This is a genomic window from Bradyrhizobium sp. Ses1 (genome assembly GCF_059512365.1).
Genome location: NZ_JCAMOQ010000041.1, coordinates 29,915 through 53,515 on the forward strand (window position 1 = coordinate 29,915; position 23,601 = coordinate 53,515).

A 23,601-nucleotide genomic window follows, 5' to 3' on the forward strand; every position below is an offset into this window, starting at 1 on the left:
GATCGAGAAACGCCGCTCACTCCGTCGCCGGATCGAACATGCACTGCAGCGTCGGCTTCGCGATCTTGGTGAAGGTCGGGCCGATCTCGGACTGCTTTGACGGCGGCACCCAGTCGGTCTCGATCGTCGGCACGCCGGTCTCGCTGATCCCGCGCAGCAAGGCTTCGCGCAGATCGGGATCCTCGACGGTGGCGGCAGCATAATCATGCAGACAGCCGCATACAGCTTCCGGATGCGCCCAGCGGCCAAGCATGTGGGGGGCGCACTGGCGCACGAATTCACCGCGCGGGTCGGGCAGCACCTTGAACAGGGTGCGGAATTGCACCGGCTGGGTCTGATGCGCTGTCGGCGCCTGCGCTTGCGCCGAACTGGCAGAAATGATCGATGCCGCGATGACGGCGAGACAGGTGCGCAAGAGCATGCAGTTCATTTACCGTCGGCTTTCCTGCAGACTTCTCACAGCATGATCCGGAAAAGTGGAAACCGGTTTTCCGAAAAGATTATGCTCAAACAAGGAGCTCAGTTGGCGGCAACGACGATAGCCTGAGTCGTGGCGCCTGCAATCGGCGAACCCATATAAGAGAAGCTGCCGATCCCCGGAAGGTCGCTGTTGGAGGACCCGGCCATTGAGGGTCCAGCCAGGACGAAGGCGAAGGCAAGGATGAAGCTGATCGTCCGCATTTGGCTGTCTCCGGTCTTCCAACGTTCCCGCCGTCGTACGGCGGTTTGATAACCACGCCCTGTTTCCGGACATCTGCGCGAAAACCTCAAAATGGTTTCATTCCACTGCCGAATTGTTTCGTGGGCTCGGCGCGACGAAACATTGGGGCAGAAAACGCAATGATTTCAGCACCCGCATTTCTGGTACACCAGCACCCTCGTGCCGTGCCTCGCCACCAGCGAAGAAATGATCACCGCGCGAATGACATAGATCAACGCCGGCAACCGCGGTTTGGCGCTAGATTATCAGGGTGCCGATCAACAACGTCGCGAGTTCTTAATCTTTGGCCGCTAGGAGCACTGCAGCGAACTGAACCCAACAGCTTGCTCCACCGACTCAGTCGCACAACTCGCAACCTTTGTTGATGGTCGCGCGTTAGCTACTTCTCTCAATCCAACGAAGGATCGCAGTCGTGGGCAATGGCAACATCGATGTTGGCAAGGAAACCGCGACCCGCAAACCCGGCCAGCAGCAGATGGCGGGTGCGATGTCGCAGCAGGACATCCACGTCATGGGTGACAATGAATGCGCGCAGCAGAAGCTTGTGCGCCTCGTGGGCTGCCGCGATCCCCAAGCCCGCCTCCAGGCCAGCATGCGAGGGTCCGACTGGAAGAAACGGCAGTTCTAGAACGTTTTCGAGCGAAGCATGCCCTCGGACTTGATCCGAGGGTGGACAGCGGTTCGCGTGAAGAAAACGCGTCAAAACAAGAATCTAGAGCTTCGGTTCTGATTCAATCAGAACCGAAAATGCTCTAGCCCTTCTTCCACTACTGGATGAAGTCGCCGCACTTCTGCACGACAGCGTCGGCCGCGCCCCACGGCATGATCGGCACGGAAGAGGTCGAGTTCTTCGGCGAGCCTTCGATCAGCTTGTCCGAATAGACCATGTAGACAAGCACGTTGCGCTTGGCATCGCACCCGCGGACGATCTGCATCTTCTTGAAGAACAGGGACCGGCGCTGGCGGAACATGTCGTCGCCCTGGCTCGTCTTGTCCTTGAAGCGGATCGGGCCGATCTGCCGGCAAGCCAGTGAAATGTCGGAGACTTCCTCCGCTACTCCCAGCCAGCCCTTGAAGCCGCCCTTCTCCGGCACCGTGAAATGACAGGCCACACCCTCGACCTCGGGATCGTCGACACCATAGGTCGCGAGCTTGTCGTTGGGCGAAATCCACTTGAACACGGTGGAGCGACGGAAGATCAGGTCAGGCTCGTCGGCAGCGACTGCCGCCTGCACCAGTCCCAGCGCCAGGACGACTGTGGCCAAAGCCAGCCTCTTCCAAGGCAGTTGCGGAGAAGTGATGGCTTTGGCGTGCATGATGGCTCCGCTACGTTGTTGGCGCGGCCTATGTATGGCGAAAAGGCTGCAAGAAAAGGCTGAAAGGAAAGGCTGCGCGCATTGAGAGGCGCGTTGGCCGGTTTAACCTAATGTGAGGCTTTTTTGCTACGCTTTCTACGAAAAGCGCTACGATCACAGAAGGGTTAAAGTGCCTGCGCTGGTGAACGTATTTCGCCTCTGCGACAACCAACCAATAGCGGACTGGGAATCTTAAGGACTATGCGCGTGAGCGGACGTCGGGTTTCAACATTGCATACTGCAAGTGAACGGGCTTGGAAGATCGCGCTTCTGGCGACGGTAGGCACGCTCGGCGCCGCCTCGCAGGCGGATGCCGCGCTCTACTACTACCGTGACTATGATCCCACCTACTATCAGCCCGAGCCGCAGATTCAGCCGCGGCGGCAGAAGCCGCGCAAGCCCGCTGCAAAAGCTGCAGCCCCGCAGAAAGAAACCGGTATCAAGCCTCAGACTCCGCTGATCATCACGGTCTCGATCCATGACCAGAAGATGCGGGTCTTTGACGCCAACGGTCTGTTTGCCGAGAGCCCGGTCTCGACCGGCATGAAGGGCCACTCCACCCCGATGGGTATCTTCAGCGTCATCCAGAAACACAAATTCCATCACTCCAACATCTATAGCAACGCGCCGATGCCCTACATGCAGCGGATCACCTGGTCGGGTGTCGCGATGCATGCCGGCGTGCTGCCCGGCTATCCGGCTTCGCACGGCTGCATCCGGATGCCGATGTCATTCGCGATCAAGATGTGGAATTGGACCAAGATGGGCGCCCGCGTCATCGTCACGCCCGGCGAAATCACGCCCGCTGCTTTCTCGCATCCGCTGCTCGCCACGCAAAAGGTGGCGCCGCAACCCGTTGCCGAAGAACCGAAGGTGGATGCTCCGCTTGGCGTCAAGGGCGACAAGGGCGCGGAGCTCAAGCCTGCCAACGAACCCGGTATCGAGCTGCGCGCCACCGTGGGTCATGCCGAGTTGCAAACATCGCTACGCGAGCAGACCCATACTGCGGACGCTAGCGGTGCGATGCCGGCCACCCGGCTGGACAACAGCGCGGTCGGCGAAGCGAACTCAGCCGGCGAGCAGAATCCGATCGACATCACTGCCAGCACGGAAGCTTCGAAATCCGAAATCCTTGCCGGTGAACGTGTGAAAGCCGCGAGAACGGCCGAAGCGGTCAAGCAGGATGCACCGAAAGTCGACGCCGCCAAATCGACCGAGCCCAAGGAGTCCGAGCAAGCGGCCGAGCCCGCCAAGCCGGGCGACGCGCCCGCTGCCGACGTCAAGAAGGATGGTTCACGTTTGCCGGCCGCCGCAAAGCTCGATCAGCCGAAGCGGACCGGCCAGATCGCCGTCCTGATCAGCCGCAAGGATTCCAAGCTTTACGTTCGGCAGAATTTTGCGCCGCTGTTCGAGGTGCCCGTGGTGATCGCGCCTGGCGACCGGCCGCTGGGCACGCATGTGTTCACCGCCCGGGTCGACAAGAGCGATCCCAACCTCCTGCGCTGGTCGGTCGTCTCGTTGCCGACTGCACGCACAGCGGCGCGGCTCGAGGAAGATGCCTATCCGGGACGGCGCCGCCGCGGCGCGACGGCCTCCGCCGAGGTCAAGCCGCAGCCGCTCGCGAGCAGCCCGGCAGAAGCGCTCGACCGCATCACCATCCCGCAGGACGCGATGGCGCGCGTCAACGAGGCGCTGACCACGGGCGGCTCGATCATCGTTTCCGACCAGGGCATCAACCAGGGCGAGACCGGCGAAGGCACGGACTTCATCATCCCGCTGCGCTGAACGTCTTGGCTGGGAGCGCAGACCAGCTCCGGCCTTCTCCAGCACAATAAATTGAGGCTCTCTCCTCCGTCATTCCGGGATGCGCCGAAGGCGCAGACCCGGAATCCATCGGGCCACAACACGTGCGGATGAATGGATTCTCTGATGTGCAATTGCACATCATAGCTCGCGCTTCGCGCGCCCCGGAATGACACGCAAATCGACGCCGCAAGCACGGCTTCGCCTCTCCGCCGTAACGTCTTGTTGAAAGCCCCGCTCCACCCGGCCGGGTTATTGTTCACCGAATCTTCACGCTGAAGGGGAATGGCCATGATCAGCCGCAGGATTTTTGTCGCGGGTGCGGTGGCGGTATTGGCCGGACCTTTGTACTCCCGGAGCTTGCGAGCGGAGCCGGCGATGAGCCGGGTCACCGCTTATGCCTTCTCGTTTCCGGCGCTGGAGGGCGGTGACATCCGGCTTGCCGAGCATGCTGGCCGTCCGCTCCTGATCGTCAACACCGCCTCGCTCTGTGGCTTCACCCCGCAATATGCGGGGCTGCAGGCGCTGTGGACGGAGTTCCGCGACCGTGGCCTGATCATCATCGGCGTCCCCTCCAACGATTTCGGGAGCCAGGAGCCCGGCGGCGCCACCGAAATCGCCGAGACCGCGCATCACCAATATGGCGTCACCTTCCCAATGGCGGCCAAGGCCGTCGTGAAAGGCCCCAATGCGCATCCCTTCTACAGATGGGCTGCCGAGGCGCGTCCGAAGGATGTCCCGCGCTGGAACTTTCACAAATATCTGATCGGCCGCGACGGCTACATCGCCGACGTCTTCCCTGAACAGGTTGCGCCGGAGGACACGAGGGTCAAGACCACCATCGCCCGGGCGCTGGCGGCGGCCTGATCCCCTGCAATTTACCTGTGCAGGAAGTCGGCCTCCGTTGCATTGGCGGGGTGTGACCATCTAGGCTACTATTAGTTGGGGTGGGCGGCAGTTCGAGCGGGCTTTGGATACCTCCACCCGCACGATAGCTCTAGGGAACACAGCCATGCGCATTGCGGCAGGTCTGATTTTGGCGGGCGCAGTTTCGCTGCTCTCGTCCACCGCGGTTTGGTCGCAGACTCCCCCAACGGTCAAAGGTGCTCCCGTCGCCAAAGGCGCGAACGCCGCTCCGGCGCCCGCGCAGCCGGCGGCCACTCCGCAGGCAGCGCCTGCGCCGGTTCCTGCGGCCGCCCCCGCACAGCCACCGCAGCCAGCACGCGCCGCTTGCAACAATCCGAACGCGCTCGGCGTCGGCCGCACGGTCGAGATCGACACGACAGGCGGACCCGGCTTCGGCTTCGAGCATTTCAAGCAGCTCGACTTCCTGCGCGACCACGAGGTGGTCCTCACCTTCGACGACGGCCCGTGGCCGAACAACACGCCCGCCGTGCTGAAGGCGCTGGCGGACGAATGCACCACCGGCATCTTCTTCCCGATCGGCAAGCACGCGACCTACCATCCCGAGATCCTCAAGCAGGTTTACAACGCCGGCCACACCGTCGGCGCGCACACCTGGTCGCATGCCAACCTGAACAACAAGAAGCTGACTGAAGACCAGCGCAAGGACGAGATCGAGAAGGGCTTCGCCGCGGTCAAATGGGCGCTCGGCGTCTCGCCTTCACCATTCTTCCGCTTCCCGGCGCTGCAGCATCCGCCCGAAATGGTGACCTATCTCGGCACCCGCAACGTCGCCATCTTCTCCTGCGACCTCGACTCGTTCGACTTCAAGGCGAGCAAGCCGCAGACGGTGATCGACACCGTGATGAAGAAGGTCGACAAGCTCGGCAAGGGCATCATCCTGATGCACGACTTCCAGAAGCACACCGCCGAAGCCCTGCCCGAATTGTTGAGCCGGCTGAAGGCCGGCGGCTACAAGGTCGTCGCAATGCGCGCCAAATCCCCGGTGCAGGTGCTGCCGAAATATGAGGAAGAGCTGGCCAAGGACGCCAAGCTGCCGACGGTGAGCGCACGGCCGGTCAACAGCGTCGTGACGACGGTCAACGAATAGCCTCCCGAGTCGTCGTGCCGGCGTTGCGTTTCGAAGGCTATGTGATTGTCTCCGCCGATGGCCGGCTGGCGAACGCAAATAATGTGATGCCGAACGAATTGAAATTCGAGGGCGACAAGAGATTCTTCTCCGCCGCCCTCGACCGTGCCGACTTGATCGTGCATGGCCGCAATTCCTACGAAGACCAGCCGAACTCGCCACAGCGAAAACGCATCATCGTGACGCGCAAGGTCCCCGCCATCGCGGCCGATCCCGCGAATCCGAAAGCTACGCTCTGGAATCCCGCCGGCGCCTCGTTCGAGACGGCGAGCGCGCAAGCGGGTGTCACCTCCGGCACTGTCGCGATCATCGGCGGTCCTTCAGTGTTCGATATGTTCATGGACCGCTACGACACGTTCTGGCTGTCGCAGGCGCCGGGGGTGAACCTGCCGGACGGAGAACCCTGTTTTCCCGGCGTCCCTGCCCGCTCGCCGCAGCAGATCCTTGCATCCCACGGATTGAAGCCGGGCGAGCCGCAAATCCTCGATGCGAACCAAGGCGTCACCGTCACGCCGTGGCGGCGCGACACAGCGTGAGGCTGCCGTAGCCCGGGTGGAAGCGCCAGCGCCAGCATAACCCGGCGCCGCTCGCAAATACGGATACCGCCATCCCGGGTTACGCGTTCCGCTCCACCCGGGCTACAAGTCTCTCACGCATCACCGTAAGCTGCCTCAGTGCTCCGCGGCGTGCGGCCGTAGCCGGCGAGGATGAACAGCGCGCCGATGATCGACAGGTTCTTCAGCGCCTCCATCAGCGTGTGGGCGTTGTCAGGCGCCGGCTGATTCCAGAAATCGTGGAAGTAGAAGGTCGCGCCGACCACCAGGATGATGAGCAGGATCGAGAAGAATCGCACCAGCCAGTTCAATGCGATCATCAGGCCGGCGATGACTTCGAACACGCCGACCGAAATCGCGATCAACTGCATGATCGGCATTGCCGCCAAGGTTTCAAGCTGGTGCGCATAGGGCGCTGCAATCTCGGGAATGGTGATCTTGGCTGCGAAGGAATCCGCGGTCGCCTGGATCGCCAACAGCTTGGTTGCTCCCGAATAGATGAACAGGACGGCGAACAAAACTCGTCCGAAAGCAATGAACCCCGGCATAGTCGTCCCCATTGATCGCAGTCGTGAACCGAGCCCGGAACGATTATGGTCGTTCCGCCTGCCGCGAGCAATTCGAATTCGTCTCCGCCAAGATCATGATCCGATGAATCGGATCATGATCTCATCTTCTTGTTTGAGCAGGAGCTTTTCGGATCATGCTCTAGCCGAACAAGGTCGGCTGCGCGCGGCCCGCACGCTCCTGCGCCTCGACCGCGGCGACCGCCGTCATGTTGAGGACACCGCGCGCCGTCACCGACGGCGTGAGGATATGCGCCGGCCGCGCCGGGCCTATCAGGATCGGGCCGACGGGAAGCGCGTCTCCGAGCGACTTGATCATCTGGTAGGCGATGTTGGCCGCATCGAGATTCGGCATGATCAGGATGTTGGCCTCGCCTTCCAGCTTCGATGCCGGCAGCACCAGGTCGCGCACGGCCTTGGACAGCGCGGTGTCGCCCTGCATCTCGCCGTCGGCCTCGATCTCCGGATGCTTTTCTTTAAGGAGCTGCGTGGCGCGCCGCATCTTGCGCGAGGATTCAGTGTCGTAGCTGCCGAAATCCGAATGCGACACGAACGCGACCCTGGGCTTGAAGTTGAAGCGCTGGACGTGGATCGCCGCGAGCGAGGCCATCTCCGACAGCTCTTCCGGGCTGGGATTCGGCCGTACCTGCGTATCGGCGATGAAATAGGCGCCCTTGGTCGAGATCATCAGCGCCAGCGCCGCGTAGTCGCTGACCCCAGGCAGGAAGCCGATGATCTCGCGCACGTGGCGCAGATGGCTCATGTAGCGGCCCTCGACGCCGCACAGCATGGCATCCGCCTCGCCGCGCACCACCGCGAGTGCCGCGATGACAGTGTTGTTTGTGCGCACCACCGTGCGTGCCGCATCCGGCGTCACGCCGCGCCGGCCGGCGACCTCGATATAGGACTGCACATAGGAGCGATAGCGCGGATCGTCCTCGGGGTTGACGAGGTCGAAATCCTTGCCGGCCTGGATCGCAAGGCCGAACCGCTTGATGCGGGCTTCCACCACCGAGGGCCGCCCGACCAGGATCGGCCGCGCCAGCTTCTCTTCCAGCACCACTTGCGTGGCGCGCAGCACGCGCTCGTCCTCGCCTTCGGCGTAGATCACGCGCACCGGCTGCGTCTTGGCCTTGGCGAACATCGGCTTCATGACGAGGCCGGAGCGGAAGGCGAAGCGCTCGAGCAGCGCGGTGTATTCGTCGAAATTCTTGATCGGCCGTGTCGCTACGCCCGATTCCATCGCCGCCCTTGCCACCGCCGGCGCAATGCGCAGGATCAGGCGCGGGTCGAACGGGCTTGGGATCAGCGAGCCGGGCCCGAAACCCTGCGTCTCACCGGTGTCGTAGCGCGACGCGACCGCATCCGAGGGCGGATCGCGCGCGAGCTGCGCGATCGCGTCGACCGCCGCATGCTTCATCGCCTCGTTGATCGCGGTCGCACCGACGTCGAGCGCGCCGCGGAAGATGAAGGGAAAGCACAGGACGTTGTTGACCTGGTTCGGGAAGTCCGAACGTCCCGTGCAGATCATGGCGTCGGGGCGCGCTTTCCGCGCCTCGTCCGGCATGATCTCCGGCACCGGGTTGGCGAGCGCCATGATCAGCGGATTCTCCGCCATCTGCTTTGCCATTTCCGGCTTCAGCACATTCGGCGCCGAGAGGCCGAGGAAGATGTCGGCGCCGCCGATCACGTCGGCCAGCACCCGCGCATCCGTGTTCTGCGCATAGAGCGCCTTCCAGCGGTCCATCGAGGTGTTGCGGCCCTCATGGACGACGCCGTCAATGTCGCAGACCCAGATGTTCTTGCGCTGCGCCCCCATCGACACCAGCAGATTGAGGCAAGCGATCGCAGCCGCGCCCGCGCCGGAGCAGACGATCTTCACCTCGGACAGCTTCTTGCCGTTCAGCAGCAGCGCGTTGACGATCGCAGCCCCGACAATGATCGCGGTGCCGTGCTGGTCGTCATGGAAGACCGGGATCTTCATCCGCTCCTTGAGCTGCGCCTCGATCTCGAAACACTCCGGCCCGCGAATGTCCTCCAGATTGATGCCGCCGAAGGTCGGCTCCAGCGCCGCCACCGTCTCGACCACGCGCTCGATCGTGTCGGCCTTGATCTCGATGTCGAACACGTCGATGCCGGCGAATTTCTTGAACAGCACCGCCTTGCCTTCCATCACCGGCTTCGAGGCCAGCGGGCCGATATTGCCGAGCCCAAGCACCGCGGTGCCGTTGCTGACCACCGCGACCAGGTTCGCGCGCGCCGTCAGCGAGGCCGCCTCGGCGGGGTTGTTTGCGATCTCGGTGCAGGCGGCGGCGACGCCGGGCGAATAGGCGAGCGCCAGGTCGCGCTGGTTGGCGAGCGGCTTGATCGCCTGTATTTCGAGTTTGCCCGGTCGCGGCAGCCGGTGATAGGCCAGCGCCGCCGAATGGAGATCTTCAGAAGAGGATGACATCGTACTCTCGCGTTTCCGGCCTCAAGCTCTTATTCTATGCAAGTCTTGTTCTATGCAGTCTAACAAGGCCAGTTGTCCGGCAGATGGAGCCGGATGTGAAGCACGCCGGGCCCCCTCGATGCAACATCGGATCGCACTCCCGTCAACAGCCGCCCGGTTGCGCAATATTTGAAGCCATACCGCCCTTTCCTTCTCCGGTCATCCCCTTGAGAACATGGCAATTTGTCCCCGGGATGATCGGTAATTCGGAGCTGACCGGATGATACGGATTTTGATCGGCCTGATCGCCGCGGTCGTGGTCGCCGCCGCCGGCCTGCTCGGCTTCAATCTCTACGTGCAGCATCGCATGACCAGCGGCATCGAGGCCGCCTTCGCGCAGGTGCGCGCCGCCGGCGGCAAGGCCAGCCATGGCAAGGTGACGGTGGATATGCTGGCGCGCACCGTCACGGTCGTGGACATCGTGGGCGAATCGGCGGCGCAGCCACCGGCGCGCTTAAGGATCGCGAGCCTGACCGCCACCGGTGTCCGCCAGCCCGACCGGACCCGCGTCTCCGCGGAGAGCATCGAGCTGGCTGATATCGAGCTGGCAACCGAGGTGACCGACAAGGTCCCCGCCAGGGTGACCTACAAGGTGCCGCGCTTCACGGTGAAGGATTATTCCGGCCCCTCCACCCCGGCGCAACTGCCGGCCTCCGAATCCCTGCTCGACATCTATCGCTTTGCGCTCCAGCAGTTCACTGCGGTTGCGGCCTCATCGGTCATAATCCCGTCGGTGACCGGCACGATCAATGGTGGCGCGGCGACGCCTGATGGTGGCGAGTTCGCCTATTCGGGCGTTGCGCTACAAGACATCAGGGATGGCAAGGTCGCCAGCACCGAGGCGGACAGCTTCGCCTTCACGGTGAACACGCCGCAGGCGGGCAAGCGCGCGAAACTGACCGGCACTCTCTCCAATCTCGTCGCCCATGATTTCGACGCCGCTGCGGCCGGCACCGTGCTCGATCCCGGGAGGTCGAACGACGACAGCTATCACCGCATCTACCGGCAAGTCTCGGCCGGCCCCTATGTGCTGGCCACCGACCAGGGCATGCGGGCGCAGATCGACAGCATCACGGTCGACGATATCGCCGTGCGGCCGTCAAAGCTGCAACTGGCGGCGATCCTCGCGCTGATGCCGCAGCCCGGAGCCGGCCCTCCGACCCAGGCTCAGGCGCGCCAGATCATGGCGAAGATGGCTGACGTCTATGAGGGCATCCGCATCGGCAATGCGGAATTGCGCGGACACACGATGCTGACGCCGCAGGGGCCTTTCAAGCTGGCGGCGATCCGCGCCAATCTGGAAAACGGCCGCGGCCAATTGGCGCTTGAGGGCCTGGACGTCGAGACGCCAAAGGGGCCGTTCAGGTTCGACCGTCTTGCGCTGAATTCCTTCGACATCCCGCAATTGATGCGCTTCGCGGCGCGCGCCAACGCCGAGCCAAGGACCACGCCGGATGAAATTTTCGGTCTGTTCAGGGTGCTCGAAGGCATCGAGGTCAAGGGCGCGGCCACGCCCTTCCGCGACACCGACAAGCTCGTCAATATCGACACCATCAGCCTGGGCTGGGGCCAGTTCGTCGGCCCCGTCCCAAGCAAGGCGCATCTGGTGGCGAAGCTGAACGTGCCCGTAGACGGGACCGATCCGGCGATGCAGCCGCTTGTGGCGGCCGGCATCGACCGGGCGGCCATCGCCCTGGATCTCGGCGCGGGCTGGACCGAACAGTCCGGCGCCTTCGTGCTCGCGCCCGCAAGCCTCGAAATCGGCAACCTGCTGAAGGCGTCCGCCCGCGTTGCGCTCGCCAATGTGCCGCGAGCCGTGTTCTCCACCGATCCGATGCAAGCGGCGAGCCTCGCCGGCCAGATTGAGGCCGGAGCCATCGAGCTCAGCTTGCGCGACGGTGGCTGCGTCGATCTGATCGTCGCGCAATATGCCCGAGCTCAGAATGTCAGTCGCGAGGCGGCGAGAGACGCCATCATCGACCAGATCAAGGCGTTTGGCCAAGCCGTCGCCGCCAATCCCGATGCCGCCGCCGCGGTGGACGCCGTGGTCCGCTTTGTCGACAGTCCCGGACAAACGCTGATCATCAAACTGACGCCCCGCGGCAAGGTGTTGGGGCTTCAGCTCGTTCAGCTCCTCAAGACCGAGCCGCTGATCGCGCTCGCGCAATTCCAGGTCGAGGCCTCGACGGGACTCTGAGCATCACTTATTGGGCAAATTCACCCTGATATGAAGTTCGCGGAGCTGCTTCGTCGTGGCTTCCGACGGCGCCCCCATCAGGAGATCGACCGCCTGCTGGTTCATCGGGAACAGCGAGATCTCGCGCAAATTCGTGGTGCCGCAGAGCAGCATCACGATGCGATCGAGCCCCGCCGCCATGCCGCCATGCGGCGGCGCGCCGTACTGGAACGCGCGGTACATGCCGCCGAAGCGCTCGACCACATCCTCTTCGCCATAGCCCGCAATCTGGAACGCCTTCACCATCGCTTCCGGCTTGTGGTTGCGGATGCCGCCGGAGGCGATCTCATAGCCGTTGCAGGCGATGTCGTACTGGAAGGCCTTGATGGTCAGCGGATCCTGCGTCTGCAGCGCTTCCAATCCGCCCTGCGGCATCGAGAACGGGTTGTGCGAGAAGTCGACCTTCTTGTCTTCCTCGTTGTACTCATACATCGGGAAGTCGACGATCCAGGCGAGCTCGAACCGGTCCTTGTCGATCAGGTTCAATTCCTCGCCGAGCTTGGTGCGCGCAAGGCCGGCGAACTTCCAGAACTTGTCGGGCTCCCCGGCGACGAAGAATGCCGCGTCGCCTTCCTGCAGGCCGAGCTGTTCACGGACCGCAGCGGTCCGTTCGGGACCGATGTTGTTCGCAAGCGGGCCCGCGCCCTCGCCGCCTTCGCGCCAGAAGATGTAGCCGAGGCCCGGCTGGCCCTCGCCCTGCGCCCAGGAGTTCATGCGGTCGGCGAACGCGCGGCTGCCGCCGCCCTTGGCCGGAATCGCCCACACCTGGTTCTTCGGGTCTTCCAGCATCCGCGCGAACACCTTGAAGCCGGAGCCGCGGAAGTGCTCGGAGACTTCCTGCATCACGATCGGGTTGCGCAAATCGGGCTTGTCGGTGCCGTATTTGCGGATCGCCTCAGCAAATGGAATCCGCGGCCAGTTCTTGGTGACCGGCTTGCCCTTGGCGAAGTCCTCGAACACGCCGGTGATGACCGGCTCCATCGCCGCAAATACGTCGTCCTGAGTCACAAAACTCATTTCGACGTCGAGCTGGTAGAACTCGCCCGGCAGGCGGTCGGCGCGCGGATCCTCGTCGCGGAAGCAGGGCGCGATCTGGAAGTAGCGATCGAAGCCCGACATCATGATCAATTGCTTGTACTGCTGCGGTGCCTGCGGCAGCGCGTAGAACTTGCCGGGATGGATGCGCGAGGGCACCAGGAAGTCGCGCGCGCCCTCCGGCGAGGATGCGGTGAGGATCGGCGTCTGGAATTCGAAGAACCCCTGCTCCTTCATCCGCTTGCGCATGGAATCGACGATCGCGCCGCGGGTCATGATGTTCTGGTGCAGCTTCTCGCGACGCAGATCGAGGAAACGGTACTTAAGCCTTATGTCTTCAGGATATTCCTGTTCGCCGAACACCGGCAGCGGCAGCTCGGCGGCGGGGCCGAGCACCTCGATCTCGCTGACATAGATCTCGACCTGCCCGGTCGGAAGTTCCGGGTTGTCGGTGCCTTCGGGGCGGCGGCGGACCTTGCCGTCCATCCGCACCACCCATTCCGAGCGCAGCTTTTCGGCATCGTGGAACGCCGCCGAATCCGGGTCCGCCACGCATTGCGTGATGCCGTAATGATCGCGCAGGTCGATGAACAGCACGCCGCCATGGTCGCGAACGCGATGGACCCAACCGGAAAGGCGGACCGTCTCGCCGATGTGGCTCTCGCGGAGCGCGCCGCATGTATGTGACCGGTAGCGATGCATGGACTTCCCAAACAGATGTCGGAGGGTTCGAATCGGGCGGCCAGCGGCCTGCCCGAATTTGGGGGTCGGTTTACCCGAGGCCGCGAGGTGCGGCAACCAAGGGAACGCCCTGATTTGCGCCCGAACCGGACATTTTCGGCCCCGATGGCGCGAAGTGTTTGCCTAATCGGGGCCCGAGCCTATCTTTACACTATGACGGTGCATTTCCCCTTCCAGAACTCCTATGCGGCACTGCCGGCGAACTTTTTCGCCCGTGTCGCGCCGACCCCGGTTGCCGCCCCGCGCCTGATCAAGCTCAACCGGCCGCTCGCGGTTCAACTCGGGCTCGATCCGGACCTTCTGGACACCCCGGAAGGGGCGGAAATCCTCGCCGGCAAGCGCCTGCCCGAGGGCGCCGACCCCATCGCGATGGCCTATGCCGGCCACCAGTTCGGCCAGTTCGTTCCGCAACTTGGCGACGGCCGTGCCATCCTGCTCGGCGAGGTCATTGACCGGGACGGCGTCCGCCGCGACATCCAGCTCAAGGGTTCCGGCCCGACCCCGTTCTCACGCCGCGGCGATGGCCGCGCCGCGCTCGGCCCGGTCCTGCGCGAATACATCGTCAGCGAAGCGATGTTCGCATTGGGCATTCCCACGACGCGTTCGCTCGCGGCCGTCATCACCGGCGAGCATGTGATCCGCGAGACCGCGCTTCCCGGCGCGGTGCTGACACGTGTGGCGGCGAGCCATGTGCGCGTCGGCACCTTCCAGTTCTTCGCCGCCCGCGGCGACACCGATGGCGTGCGTGCCCTCGCCGATCACGTGATCAACAGGCATTATCCTGAAGTGGCAAAGTCGGATCGTCCGTATCACGCTTTGCTCGAAGGCGTCGTCGCCCGCCAGGCCGAGCTCGTCGCGCGCTGGCTCCTGGTCGGCTTCATCCACGGCGTGATGAACACCGACAACACCTCGATCTCGGGCGAGACCATCGACTACGGCCCCTGCGCCTTCATGGACGACTACAACCCAGCGCAAGTCTACTCTTCAATCGACGAGATGGGCCGGTACGCCTATGGCAACCAGCCGCGGATCGCGCTGTGGAATCTGACGCGATTGGCTGAATGCCTGCTGCCGCTGTTCTCCGACGACCAGGAGAAGGCGATCGAACAGGCGCAATTCATCCTCGGCGATTTCTCCGAGAAGTTCAGCGCCGCCTATGCAGCGGGTCTGCGTCGGAAGATCGGCCTGTTTAGCGAACGCGACGGCGATGAGGCGCTGATCGAGGGTCTCCTGGATGCCATGGCGAAAAACCAGGCCGACTTCACCCTCACCTTCCGCCGCCTCGGCGATGCAGCCCTGGATGCATCGGCCGACGAGAACGTCCGCGCCCAGTTCATGGATCCGCAGGCCTTCGACGAATGGGCCACGCGCTGGCGGGAACGCCTTGCCCTCGAGCCACAAACGCCGTCCGAGCGCCACTCGGCCATGTGCGTCGTCAACCCCGCCTTCATCCCGCGCAACCACCGCGTCGAAGCAGTGATTGCGGCGGCGACGAACGATGACAACTACGCGCCGTTCGAGGAACTGTTGACGGTGCTGTCAAAACCCTACGACGACCAGCCGCAATACGCAGCTTACGCCGAGCCGCCGCTGCCGGATCAGCGCGTGCTGCAGACATTTTGCGGGACGTGAGCCGACTCCCCGTCATTCCGGGGCGATGCGCAAGCATCGAGCCCGGAATCCATTTCGCCGCCAGCGCAGGCGGTCCAATGGATTCCGGGCCTGCGCCTTACGGCGCATCCCGGAATGACGCGCTGAGCTTGCCTGCCTTCCTTAGCAACAATTCGCCGCTCCCGTCGTTGGCCCGACACCCATCAGCGATGGAGCATGGCATGAACGAGCGCAATCGCGATCCGGGAACTCCGATAAAGCGCGTCGAGCCGAACGGCGTCGAGCCTGAGTTCTCCGAGGATGATCTTCAACGACAGCAATTCGGTCCGCGCGGAGTGCCCGGGCAACCGGACCCGGCAAGGATGACGCCGCAACGGGCCAAGAAGACACCAAAGAATGCCGATCCGGGCGGACATACCGCCTGAGTGTTGGGAGACCGCGTATGTTGGACACCCTGTCACTGGCAGAAAATGTAGAGCATAACCTCGGCGATCGCGGCTACTTCGTCGCGCCGCTCGATGACCTCGTGACATGGGCGCGATCGGGTTCGCTGATGTGGATGACCTTCGGCCTTGCCTGCTGTGCCATCGAACAGATGCAGGTCTCTATGCCGCGCTATGACATTGAGCGTTTCGGCGCCGCGCCACGCGCCTCACCGCGACAGTCCGATGTGATGATCGTCTCGGGAACCCTCTGCAACAAGATGGCTCCCGCCTTGCGCAAGGTCTACGACCAGATGCCGGAGCCGCGCTATGTGATCTCGATGGGCTCCTGCGCCAATGGCGGTGGCTACTATCACTATTCCTATTCAGTCGTGCGCGGCTGCGACCGCATCGTCCCGGTAGACATCTACGTCCCCGGTTGTCCGCCAACCGCAGAGGCCCTGCTCTACGGCATCATGCTGTTGCAGAAGAAAATCCGTCGCACCGGCACCATCGAACGATGATAATCGCGGTAGGATCGGTAGAGCGAAAGCGAAACCCATCGCGATGAGCAAGCCGCGAATGATGGGTTTCGCTTCGCTCTACCCATCCTACGGATTTCGCTCCACTCAATCTTACGAAGATTTAAGGTGGGGCCCGGTGTGCCTAGGAGGCCGAGCCCCATAACCTCAACAACCTGGCCGTCAAGCTGTTCGGCTACATTGATATCCTAGTGCCGCTGGCCCACTTCGTATTGATCTGCCGCAACTGCGGCGCGCGTTTCATCGCGGGGTGAATTGGGAGAGATCGTCGATCCCGGTTTGTCGTTCCAGATCAGCCACCCGCTTTGTCATCATCTCGAACCCGTCGTCGCCAAAGAGCTGATGTTCCTTTCGCTCGAAATCCTCGGCCATTGCATCGAACCCATGCGCGGAAACCAGGCTCCTCAGCATCGGGAACAGCTCGGTGTCTTCGCGCGCTGCGTGGGGACGATACATCGCGATGAAGGCGCGAACCGAGTCGGTAAGCTGTCGCCGGTCCTCGCCATCCTGCCGACTGCCCGGTGCCGTTCGGAGGATCGTCTCGGTCACACCCCGCCCGGCCTTGTGCTGGATCAGCAGCGTGTCGACGAGATCGACCATCTTTCCGGCTTTCTTGAAGCGTGGAAAGACCGCGTGCTCCTCCGACTCCTCGTGATAGTTGTGGATGAAGTCGCGCACGATCTCGGCAGCGCGCGTCATGACCGAGGGGTCGAAATCCTCCTTAGCGGCAAACTTGCGGAGCCCCGCTTCGTAGACCAGAAGCACCCGATCGAGCACGCCGTGCTCGCGCATCAAATCTTCCGGCGGCGTGACCTCTGTCTTCTCCTTTTCCTCCTTGGACCGCGCTACAGCGAGTGACGGCGGGATCAGTCCCGCGGTCGCGATGATTCCCGTCACGGCAGTCCCCGTGATCAGAGCGCGTTTCCTGATATCGACATCCCGGTTCATCTCACAGGCTCCTCGCAGGGATGATGCCCGCCGTCATCCTGCTCTAGCGCCAAGCCGCTTCGTTCTTCTGCTCGTAATCCGTGAACGCTTTCTCCAGCCCGCCGATCACCTCGGCTGAGGTCTCGAACATGGCCTTGAGCTGTGGTTCATCGACCTTCGCGATGTCCTCGCGAAGGTGGGTTTTTATGTCGTGTAACGCCTTTCGCATTTTCTGCGTATGATGGCGGGGATCCCGTTCGGCGGCACTTGCCATGACCAGTCTCCTGCGTGCTGAGTTGTGATAGCCCGACGCACTCGATGGACGGGCGTCACGGTTGGCGCGCTAACAGTTCAAGAGAACTGCGGTTCCTGCATCGATCCCGGCGCGGGAACTTGTCTGATGGGAATTCTGGACGATGAACATTGAGCGGACTTCAGACAGCGAGGCCAAACCTCCGCGCGCGGGCTCGCCGCTCGAAGTGCTTCTGGTCTTCCTCAAGCTCGGGCTGACGTCGTTCGGCGGCCCGATCGCCCATATCGGCTATTTCCGTAGCGAATTCGTCGAGCGCCGCAAATGGCTCGACGAACAATCCTATGCGGACCTCGTGGCGCTCTGCCAATTCCTGCCCGGTCCGGCGAGCAGCCAGGTCGGATTTTCGCTCGGATTGATGCGCGCAGGTTATCGCGGCGCGCTGGCGGCATGGACGGGTTTCACGCTGCCATCGGCCATCGCGCTCCTGCTGTTTGCCTATGGCGCCAGCGCATTGAGCGGACCGGTCGGAACAGGGCTGGTGCACGGCCTCAAACTCGTGGCGGTCGCGATCGTAGCTCAAGCCGTATGGGGCATGGCGCGGACGCTGTGCCCCGACCGCGAGCGCGCCTCGATCGCGACGGTCGCCGCACTCATCATCCTGTTCAGCACATCATCGGTAGCGCAGATCGGCGCGATTCTGCTCGGCGGCATGGCCGGACTATGGCTCTGCCGCGCCGCGCAGCCGAGCGGAGAAAGCCATTTCGCCGTGCCGGTGTCGCGCGCCGCCGCCCTCGTCGCACTGGCGGCGTTCCTGATCCTGCTCGTCGGCCTGCCGGTCCTGGCACGGCTGTGGCCGTACGCGGGCATTGCCTTGTTCGACGCCTTCTATCGCTCCGGCGCGCTCGTGTTTGGCGGCGGCCATGTCGTGCTGCCGCTGCTGCGCGAGGCCGTGGTGACGCCGGGCTGGGTCGGCGACGACGTATTCCTCACCGGCTATGGCGCCGCCCAGGCCGTCCCCGGACCGCTCTTCACCTTCGCCGCCTATCTCGGCGCCGTCGTCAAAACGTCGCCGCACGGCATCGCCGGAGCCCTCATCGGCTTGTTCGGCATATTCCTTCCGGGCGTCCTGATCCTGCTGGCAGCGCTGCCGTACTGGGACAGCTTTCGCAAACGTGCGGGCGCCCAGGCGATGATGCGCGGCGTGAACGCAGCGGTCGTCGGCATCCTGGGCGCGGCGCTCTACAATCCGGTCTGGACCAGCACGGTGCAGACGCCCACGGACTTTGCGATTGCCCTCGTCGGATTCGTGCTGCTCATCGCCTGGCGCGCACCGCCGCTCGTGGTCGTCGCCTTCAGCGCCATCGCGGGAATTGGCGCGGCGATCCTGTGACGCTTGACCGGTGTTTTCCCGGATAGGATTTCGGTCGCCTTCGTGTTCTAGGGTGAGGCATTCATGTAGGCATATTTACGTGCGCCTGGCAGCCAACGCTGTCGGACTATTCGTTAGCCGCAGGATGGGTACTCGAGCCATTCCCTCACCCCTGAGGAGGTTGCGAAGCGATCGTCTCGAAGGCGAGGCCACCGGCGGGGCCTCATGGTTCTCAAGGCGATGCGAAGCAGCGTCCGGAGATGCGCGGAGCCTGCCATCGGGCCGCGCTTTGCGCGGACCCGGTGCGCTCCTCACCATGAGGGGTGACATCAGTGCCCGCCTCCCAGCGACCGTCACGCGGCCCCGCCATTAACCCGGCATCCACCATCGCGGCGGCGGACGGCCGGTAACCAAATCCCTTAACAGACCGTCAACCCGATCCCGACAAGTCTTACGACTTTGTTAGGGAGATTGCCGATGGAAGCCTTTGCTCTTGAATTCGTGGGAATGGCGATGGTGGCTCTCTGCCTGGTCGTGCTCGCAATGCCCGCCGCTCGTCGGCCCTCCAGGCACGGTCGTCACGAGTAAGGCGGCGGCCCAACCACCGTTTTCGCGCCCTGCGACGCCCACGCGGCGTCCGCCGCCTGTTCCGCGCGGCCTGACCTGAGCCTATGCAGGGCCAGAATTGCAGCCAAGCCCCTTGACATACCTGCGCTTTCGGCAGAACGCGTGTCGGAAGCGTCATGGACTGTTCATGGATCTGATTAACACCACCTGGGAACTGCAGGCGGCCTGCGACCGCTTGGCCGCCCACCCCGTTATCACCGTCGACACCGAGTTCCTGCGGGAAACGACCTACTACCCCCTGCTCTGCGTGCTGCAAATGGCGAGCCCGGACGAGGCCGTCGTGATCGACGCGCTCGCTCCCGACATCGACCTCACACCGTTCTTCAAGTTGATGGCCAACGAGCAGGTGCTGAAGGTATTCCACGCCGCCCGGCAGGACATCGAGATCGTCTGGCACCGCGCCAACACCATCCCGCACCCGATCTTCGACACGCAGGTTGCGGCCATGGTGCTCGGCTATGGTGACAGCATCGCCTATGACCAGCTCGTCGAGCGCATCACCGGCCATCGGCCGGACAAGACCCACCGCTTCACCGACTGGTCGCGCCGCCCGCTCAGCGCCGAGCAGACCCAATACGCGGTCTCCGACGTCACGCATTTGCGCGACGTCTTCAGCGCGCTCGATGCCGACCTGAAGAAGCGCGGCCGCAACGACTGGGTCAGCGAGGAGATGGAGATCCTGACCTCGCCCCGCACCTACGACTTCCATCCAGAGCGCGCCTGGGAGCGGCTGAAAACCAGGGTGCGGAAGCCGCGCGAGCTCGCGGTGCTGATCGAGGTCGCCGCATGGCGCGAGCAGGAGGCGCAGAGTCGCGACGTGCCGCGTTCGCGCGTGCTGAAGGACGAGGCGGTGGGCGATATCGCAACGCATGCGCCGACGTCGCTGGAGAAGCTTGCCAACCTACGCTCGCTGCCGAAAGGATTTGAGCGCTCGAAATGGGGCACGGACATCATTGCCGCCGTGCAGCGCGGGCTCGCCCGGGATTTCGCCAAGCTGCCGAAGATCGAGAAGCCGCGCAACAATTCCAACGGTGCAGCGATCGTCGAACTGTTGAAGGTGCTGCTCAGGATGACGTCCGAGCGGCACGCAGTCGCAAGCAAGGTGATCGCGACCGTCGACGATCTCGAGCAGATCGCCGCCGACGATCATGCCGACGTCGCCGCCCTGCACGGCTGGCGCCGCGAATTATTCGGCGAAGCGGCACTCAAGCTCAAGCACGGCCGGCTGGCGCTTGCGATCGACAAGGGACGCGTGGTCAAGGTGGAACGCGCCAAGGAGTAGCCGGGCAGTTATCGCCGTGCGCAAACCCAGCGGACTTGTGTTGAAATTCCAGGTCGCAAGCAACACTTTGTGCACTTTCATCCCATAGGTTGCGGCATCATCCCTTTACACGGGACAAGAAACGTATGCCGTATGATCTGGTCGGCAGCGCTGCGCCCATGCAGCGCAAGAAACTTGAAGACGCGCTTCGCCCTGAGTGGGGAGATTTGCGGGTGTTCCTGCTCTGCGCACGGAGCCGCAGCTTCAGCCGCGCCGCCGACGTCCTCGGCGTGCCGGCAACCGCAATGATGCGCAAGATCGACAAGCTCGAGGACGATCTCGGCTGCCAACTGTTTTCGCGCGACGAGGCACAACTGGCGCTGACCGGCGAAGGACGGGCGCTGCTGTTCGATGTGGAACAGATGGAGCGTCTCAGCCTCAACATCGTCAGGCGCGCGCGGGCGCCGGCGGAGGTGAGCGGCACCGTGCGGATCGCGGTGACCGAGGCACCCGGGAACTTCTGGGTGCTGCCGCGCCTGATCACGTTCGAGCGGACCTATCGCAACATCATCGTCGAGCTGCGTTGCGTATCTGACTGCGCTGAAGTTCCGCGGCAGGAGGCGGACATCTCGCTGCAGGTCGAGCGCCCCAGCGATCCCGAACTGATCGCGACGAAGATCGGCCGGTTGCACATCCACGCTTTCGCCTCGAAAGCCTACTGCGATGCCTACGGCCTGCCGACGTCGCTCGACGAGCTAAGGCACCATCGCATCGTCAAGCAGGATGGCGTGCCGCATGGCGACGGCACCTACAAGCGGATCCTCGGCGTGGACTCGCTCGAGGGCATCGTCGGCATCTCCACCAATTCCAGCGTGGCCGCGCTCTACGCCGTCGAACAGGGCGCGGGAATCGGCTTCCTGCCGAGCTCGGTAATTGCGCTCGGCGCGCCGCTGGTCGCGGTCGACCTCGGCGTCAACCACCAACTGGATCTATGGCTCTGCTATCATCGCCAGTTCCGCCACTCGGACCGTCACACGCTGATGATCGAATGGCTGAAGAGCATCTTCGATCCCAAGGTCTATGCCTGCTTCCGCGACGAATTCATCCATCCCGACGAATTGACGCCGCTGATGGTGGGATCGCGCGAACATTTCGGATTGCAGAACTACGTGGCGCCCAAGCCTTTCCCGACCGAGGCGACTACCACTTGAACTCGACGCCGACAGTGCCCTGGTGCGACTGCATCGCGGCGCGGAATTTGCCGTCGTAGTTGAGATAGAGCCGCGCGGTATTGGTCAGGCTGAGCGACGCCGCCGCGCCGGCATCTGCGCCATATTGGCTTTCGGCAATGCCCTGCAGCGTGATGCTCTGGCTGCCGAGGCTGACGGTGACATCGCCAAAGTTCTGCGCGACATTGTCGACGAACTTGCCATAGGCCGAGAGGTCGAACACCTTCTGGTCGAAGATCCAGTAGTGTCCGACTTCCGCCCCGATCATCACCCGCATCCGCTCCACGGTGGCGGCGCTGGCAAAAACGGGATCGAGGCCGCCGAATTCCTGGAACGATCCGGTCCTGGCGCGGACATATTCGAGGCTCGCCTTCGGCACGATTCGGCTCTGGTCCTTGTCCGAGTAATAGCTGAGCTCGCTCAGCGCGCCATCGAGCTTGGCGTTGTAACCCGTCGTGGCAAAACCAAGACCGGTATCGCGACTGGAGCGGATGTTGCCGAAGCCGTGCACCACGGCGATCGCCCAGGTCCACGGCCCCTTGTCGACGGTGGCGTGGGCACCGAGTTGGCTCAGATCGATGGCCGCCGATTGCAGCGCGAGCGGCACATCGATGTCGGTGCGGCTCTGGTCGACGGAGAAACCGAGATTGATGCCTGGGGCGATCCGCGCACCGATGCCGGCCACCCCGCCCCAGGTCTTGCGGCGGTCGCCGACGAAATCCCCGACGGCGTCGTTGCGCGCGGAGATGCCGTAGCCCTCGAACCAGGTGCGAAAGCGCGGCGCCTCGACGCTCTCGGAGGCACCTCCTCCACCGGGGTTGGTCCGCCATAAGCGGTTGAAGCCACTGGTCGCCTGGTTGCCGATCCGCTCCAGGAAGTTGCTGCCAAGATTGGCTATCGCCGGGCCCGCCGCGAGATCGGCGTTAACGATGCTGGCTGTCGGCGACGGGATCGGCGCCGGACTTACGCTCGGCGTCGGGCTCGGCGCTGGGGGTGGAGTCGGGGTTAGTGTGGGCATCGTCGGCGGCCGCGATTGCGCCTGCGCCGAACCGATCGTGCCGATGGCCAGGCAAAGCGCGGCCGCAAACGCCCATGCAAGGCCGCGGCCCCCTCCGGCGGAGCTTGCTCGCGACGGACGCCACGAGCAGCGCATGTATTTAATTCCCAAACGACGCGAGCCTGAAAAATGCGAAAAAAGCGATCGATATCGGCCGATTTGCCCTTAACTCGCCGGGACCGTCAATCGCGCGGCCCGGCACACTTCGCCCGAAGCCGCAACGTTGTTGTCGATCGGCCACAGGCGTTGCCGCGGAGCACCGATTTTCCGTGGCACACCAAAGGCTTGCTAACCCGCAATTTTCGTGTTGCAATCGCCGGTACAATCGGATTGGGCCGTTCGACTGTGCGTTTCGTGACCTTGAAGTCTAAGAATCGGAATTTGATCAGACTGCCGGAAGCCGGTTTGTGGCGTGGCACGCGCGAAGCGTGGCCGCGTCTTTTTTACGTCTAGACGAGGAGACAGGCGATGCCGAAGGGTACCGTCAAGTGGTTCAACCCGACCAAGGGTTATGGGTTCATCAAGCCGGCCGTCGGCGACAAGGACGTCTTCGTCCATATCTCGGCGGTTGAGCGTGCGGGACTCTCTACGCTCAACGAAAACCAAACGATCGAGTACGACCTGGTGGAGAACCGCGGCAAGGCATCCGCGGAAAACCTCAAGGTCTCCTAGACTCCATCACGATCCACTCAGGCAATCATGATTGCTACCCCCGGCATCACCCCGGGGGGATTTCTTTATGGCGTCA

General features: G+C 63.4%; 22 protein-coding genes. 12 read left to right on the forward strand and 10 right to left on the reverse strand.

Annotation, left to right across the window (positions count from 1 at the left end; all coding sequences use genetic code 11):
• Positions 1–16: 16 nt before the first annotated feature.
• The 4 genes from AC5ZG5_RS33185 to AC5ZG5_RS33200 all read right to left on the reverse strand — a co-directional run bounded on the left by AC5ZG5_RS33185 (position 17) and on the right by AC5ZG5_RS33200 (position 2,037).
• Complete coding sequence (locus AC5ZG5_RS33185; protein WP_028165871.1) at positions 17–421, reverse strand: hypothetical protein; 405 nt, start codon at positions 419–421, stop codon at positions 17–19.
• 98 nt (positions 422–519) lie between these two features.
• Positions 520–681 carry a hypothetical protein gene (locus AC5ZG5_RS33190; protein WP_456645235.1) on the reverse strand — a complete coding sequence of 54 codons (162 nt, stop codon included), beginning with the start codon at positions 679–681 and terminating at the stop codon, positions 520–522.
• A 428-nt stretch (positions 682–1,109) separates the two neighbouring features.
• Entirely contained in the window at positions 1,110–1,295 is a 186-nt protein-coding gene (locus AC5ZG5_RS33195) for a hypothetical protein (RefSeq protein ID WP_456645236.1), read from the reverse strand.
• A 193-nt stretch (positions 1,296–1,488) separates the two neighbouring features.
• The gene (locus AC5ZG5_RS33200) at positions 1,489–2,037 is read right to left on the reverse strand and encodes a CreA family protein (protein ID WP_456645237.1); all 549 of its coding nucleotides are present in this window, start codon (positions 2,035–2,037) and stop codon (positions 1,489–1,491) included.
• A 240-nt stretch (positions 2,038–2,277) separates the two neighbouring features.
• Here AC5ZG5_RS33200 and AC5ZG5_RS33205 point away from each other — a divergent pair, with 240 nt between their 5' ends.
• From AC5ZG5_RS33205 to AC5ZG5_RS33220, 4 genes are all read left to right on the forward strand, one after another.
• On the forward strand, positions 2,278–3,861 hold the full coding sequence (locus tag AC5ZG5_RS33205) for a L,D-transpeptidase (RefSeq protein ID WP_456645238.1): 1,584 nt from the start codon (positions 2,278–2,280) through the stop codon (positions 3,859–3,861).
• Positions 3,862–4,170: 309 nt separating this feature from the next.
• Positions 4,171–4,746, forward strand: coding sequence for a glutathione peroxidase (locus AC5ZG5_RS33210; RefSeq protein WP_456645239.1), 576 nt, complete (start codon positions 4,171–4,173; stop codon positions 4,744–4,746).
• Between the two features lie 145 nt (positions 4,747–4,891).
• Entirely contained in the window at positions 4,892–5,893 is a 1,002-nt protein-coding gene (locus tag AC5ZG5_RS33215; RefSeq protein ID WP_456645240.1) for a polysaccharide deacetylase family protein, read from the forward strand.
• Between the two features lie 14 nt (positions 5,894–5,907).
• Entirely contained in the window at positions 5,908–6,468 is a 561-nt protein-coding gene (locus AC5ZG5_RS33220) for a dihydrofolate reductase family protein (RefSeq protein WP_456645241.1), read from the forward strand.
• Between the two features lie 113 nt (positions 6,469–6,581).
• Here AC5ZG5_RS33220 and AC5ZG5_RS33225 read toward each other — a convergent pair whose 3' ends face one another.
• Positions 6,582–7,034 carry a DoxX family protein gene (locus AC5ZG5_RS33225; protein WP_130228060.1) on the reverse strand — a complete coding sequence of 151 codons (453 nt, stop codon included), beginning with the start codon at positions 7,032–7,034 and terminating at the stop codon, positions 6,582–6,584.
• Positions 7,035–7,194: 160 nt separating this feature from the next.
• Positions 7,195–9,504, reverse strand: coding sequence for an NADP-dependent malic enzyme (locus AC5ZG5_RS33230; RefSeq protein WP_456645242.1), 2,310 nt, complete (start codon positions 9,502–9,504; stop codon positions 7,195–7,197).
• A 259-nt stretch (positions 9,505–9,763) separates the two neighbouring features.
• On the opposite strand from AC5ZG5_RS33230, the gene AC5ZG5_RS33235 reads away from it, so the two are divergent.
• Positions 9,764–11,740, forward strand: coding sequence for an aq_1923 C-terminal domain (locus AC5ZG5_RS33235; protein ID WP_456645243.1), 1,977 nt, complete (start codon positions 9,764–9,766; stop codon positions 11,738–11,740).
• A 3-nt stretch (positions 11,741–11,743) separates the two neighbouring features.
• On the opposite strand, the gene aspS is transcribed toward AC5ZG5_RS33235, so the two are convergent.
• Complete coding sequence (aspS, locus tag AC5ZG5_RS33240) at positions 11,744–13,516, reverse strand: aspartate--tRNA ligase (protein WP_456645244.1); 1,773 nt, start codon at positions 13,514–13,516, stop codon at positions 11,744–11,746.
• Between the two features lie 192 nt (positions 13,517–13,708).
• Between aspS and AC5ZG5_RS33245 the strand changes: the two genes are divergently transcribed.
• From AC5ZG5_RS33245 to AC5ZG5_RS33255, 3 genes are all read left to right on the forward strand, one after another.
• Positions 13,709–15,187: a protein adenylyltransferase SelO gene (locus tag AC5ZG5_RS33245; RefSeq protein WP_130228056.1), complete on the forward strand. Its 1,479-nt coding sequence runs from the start codon at positions 13,709–13,711 to the stop codon at positions 15,185–15,187.
• Between the two features lie 200 nt (positions 15,188–15,387).
• Positions 15,388–15,591 (forward strand): hypothetical protein, encoded by a 204-nt coding sequence (locus AC5ZG5_RS33250; RefSeq protein ID WP_051396938.1) that lies wholly within the window; start codon positions 15,388–15,390, stop codon positions 15,589–15,591.
• A 17-nt stretch (positions 15,592–15,608) separates the two neighbouring features.
• Complete coding sequence (locus tag AC5ZG5_RS33255) at positions 15,609–16,112, forward strand: NuoB/complex I 20 kDa subunit family protein (protein WP_080663859.1); 504 nt, start codon at positions 15,609–15,611, stop codon at positions 16,110–16,112.
• 258 nt (positions 16,113–16,370) lie between these two features.
• On the opposite strand, the gene AC5ZG5_RS33260 is transcribed toward AC5ZG5_RS33255, so the two are convergent.
• Both AC5ZG5_RS33260 and AC5ZG5_RS33265 read right to left on the reverse strand, forming a co-directional pair.
• Positions 16,371–16,922 (reverse strand): hemerythrin domain-containing protein, encoded by a 552-nt coding sequence (locus AC5ZG5_RS33260; RefSeq protein WP_245474898.1) that lies wholly within the window; start codon positions 16,920–16,922, stop codon positions 16,371–16,373.
• Positions 16,923–17,121: 199 nt separating this feature from the next.
• Positions 17,122–17,331 (reverse strand): hypothetical protein, encoded by a 210-nt coding sequence (locus tag AC5ZG5_RS33265; RefSeq protein WP_130228053.1) that lies wholly within the window; start codon positions 17,329–17,331, stop codon positions 17,122–17,124.
• 142 nt (positions 17,332–17,473) lie between these two features.
• On the opposite strand from AC5ZG5_RS33265, the gene chrA reads away from it, so the two are divergent.
• From chrA to AC5ZG5_RS33280, 3 genes are all read left to right on the forward strand, one after another.
• The gene (gene chrA, locus AC5ZG5_RS33270; RefSeq protein WP_456645245.1) at positions 17,474–18,700 is read left to right on the forward strand and encodes a chromate efflux transporter; all 1,227 of its coding nucleotides are present in this window, start codon (positions 17,474–17,476) and stop codon (positions 18,698–18,700) included.
• Between the two features lie 733 nt (positions 18,701–19,433).
• Positions 19,434–20,588 carry a ribonuclease D gene (rnd, locus tag AC5ZG5_RS33275; RefSeq protein ID WP_130228051.1) on the forward strand — a complete coding sequence of 385 codons (1,155 nt, stop codon included), beginning with the start codon at positions 19,434–19,436 and terminating at the stop codon, positions 20,586–20,588.
• Positions 20,589–20,713: 125 nt separating this feature from the next.
• A complete protein-coding gene (locus AC5ZG5_RS33280; RefSeq protein WP_456645246.1) occupies positions 20,714–21,778 on the forward strand; it encodes a LysR family transcriptional regulator in 1,065 nt (354 codons plus the stop codon).
• Here AC5ZG5_RS33280 and AC5ZG5_RS33285 read toward each other — a convergent pair.
• On the reverse strand, positions 21,768–22,949 hold the full coding sequence (locus AC5ZG5_RS33285; RefSeq protein WP_456645247.1) for an autotransporter outer membrane beta-barrel domain-containing protein: 1,182 nt from the start codon (positions 22,947–22,949) through the stop codon (positions 21,768–21,770). The genes AC5ZG5_RS33280 and AC5ZG5_RS33285 overlap by 11 nt on opposite strands.
• A gap of 372 nt (positions 22,950–23,321) precedes the next feature.
• Between AC5ZG5_RS33285 and AC5ZG5_RS33290 the strand changes: the two genes are divergently transcribed.
• A complete protein-coding gene (locus AC5ZG5_RS33290) occupies positions 23,322–23,525 on the forward strand; it encodes a cold-shock protein (protein WP_028165888.1) in 204 nt (67 codons plus the stop codon).
• The last annotated feature ends 76 nt before the right edge of the window (positions 23,526–23,601 follow it).

Excerpts from the sequence above, each read along its gene's own strand:
- AC5ZG5_RS33185 (WP_028165871.1), bottom strand. The coding sequence starts at position 421 with ATGCTCTTGCGCACCTGTCTCGCCGTCATCGCGGCATCGATCATTTCT.
- AC5ZG5_RS33190 (WP_456645235.1), bottom strand. The coding sequence starts at position 681 with ATGCGGACGATCAGCTTCATCCTTGCCTTCGCCTTCGTCCTGGCTGGA.
- AC5ZG5_RS33200 (WP_456645237.1), bottom strand. The coding sequence starts at position 2,037 with ATGCACGCCAAAGCCATCACTTCTCCGCAACTGCCTTGGAAGAGGCTG.
- AC5ZG5_RS33205 (WP_456645238.1), top strand. The coding sequence starts at position 2,278 with ATGCGCGTGAGCGGACGTCGGGTTTCAACATTGCATACTGCAAGTGAA.
- AC5ZG5_RS33210 (WP_456645239.1), top strand. The coding sequence starts at position 4,171 with ATGATCAGCCGCAGGATTTTTGTCGCGGGTGCGGTGGCGGTATTGGCC.
- AC5ZG5_RS33215 (WP_456645240.1), top strand. The coding sequence starts at position 4,892 with ATGCGCATTGCGGCAGGTCTGATTTTGGCGGGCGCAGTTTCGCTGCTC.
- AC5ZG5_RS33225 (WP_130228060.1), bottom strand. The coding sequence starts at position 7,034 with ATGCCGGGGTTCATTGCTTTCGGACGAGTTTTGTTCGCCGTCCTGTTC.
- AC5ZG5_RS33230 (WP_456645242.1), bottom strand. The coding sequence starts at position 9,504 with ATGTCATCCTCTTCTGAAGATCTCCATTCGGCGGCGCTGGCCTATCAC.
- AC5ZG5_RS33235 (WP_456645243.1), top strand. The coding sequence starts at position 9,764 with ATGATACGGATTTTGATCGGCCTGATCGCCGCGGTCGTGGTCGCCGCC.
- aspS (WP_456645244.1), bottom strand. The coding sequence starts at position 13,516 with ATGCATCGCTACCGGTCACATACATGCGGCGCGCTCCGCGAGAGCCAC.
- AC5ZG5_RS33245 (WP_130228056.1), top strand. The coding sequence starts at position 13,709 with ATGACGGTGCATTTCCCCTTCCAGAACTCCTATGCGGCACTGCCGGCG.
- AC5ZG5_RS33250 (WP_051396938.1), top strand. The coding sequence starts at position 15,388 with ATGAACGAGCGCAATCGCGATCCGGGAACTCCGATAAAGCGCGTCGAG.
- AC5ZG5_RS33255 (WP_080663859.1), top strand. The coding sequence starts at position 15,609 with ATGTTGGACACCCTGTCACTGGCAGAAAATGTAGAGCATAACCTCGGC.
- AC5ZG5_RS33260 (WP_245474898.1), bottom strand. The coding sequence starts at position 16,922 with ATGCGCGAGCACGGCGTGCTCGATCGGGTGCTTCTGGTCTACGAAGCG.
- AC5ZG5_RS33265 (WP_130228053.1), bottom strand. The coding sequence starts at position 17,331 with ATGGCAAGTGCCGCCGAACGGGATCCCCGCCATCATACGCAGAAAATG.
- chrA (WP_456645245.1), top strand. The coding sequence starts at position 17,474 with ATGAACATTGAGCGGACTTCAGACAGCGAGGCCAAACCTCCGCGCGCG.
- rnd (WP_130228051.1), top strand. The coding sequence starts at position 19,434 with ATGGATCTGATTAACACCACCTGGGAACTGCAGGCGGCCTGCGACCGC.
- AC5ZG5_RS33280 (WP_456645246.1), top strand. The coding sequence starts at position 20,714 with ATGCCGTATGATCTGGTCGGCAGCGCTGCGCCCATGCAGCGCAAGAAA.
- AC5ZG5_RS33285 (WP_456645247.1), bottom strand. The coding sequence starts at position 22,949 with ATGCGCTGCTCGTGGCGTCCGTCGCGAGCAAGCTCCGCCGGAGGGGGC.
- AC5ZG5_RS33290 (WP_028165888.1), top strand. The coding sequence starts at position 23,322 with ATGCCGAAGGGTACCGTCAAGTGGTTCAACCCGACCAAGGGTTATGGG.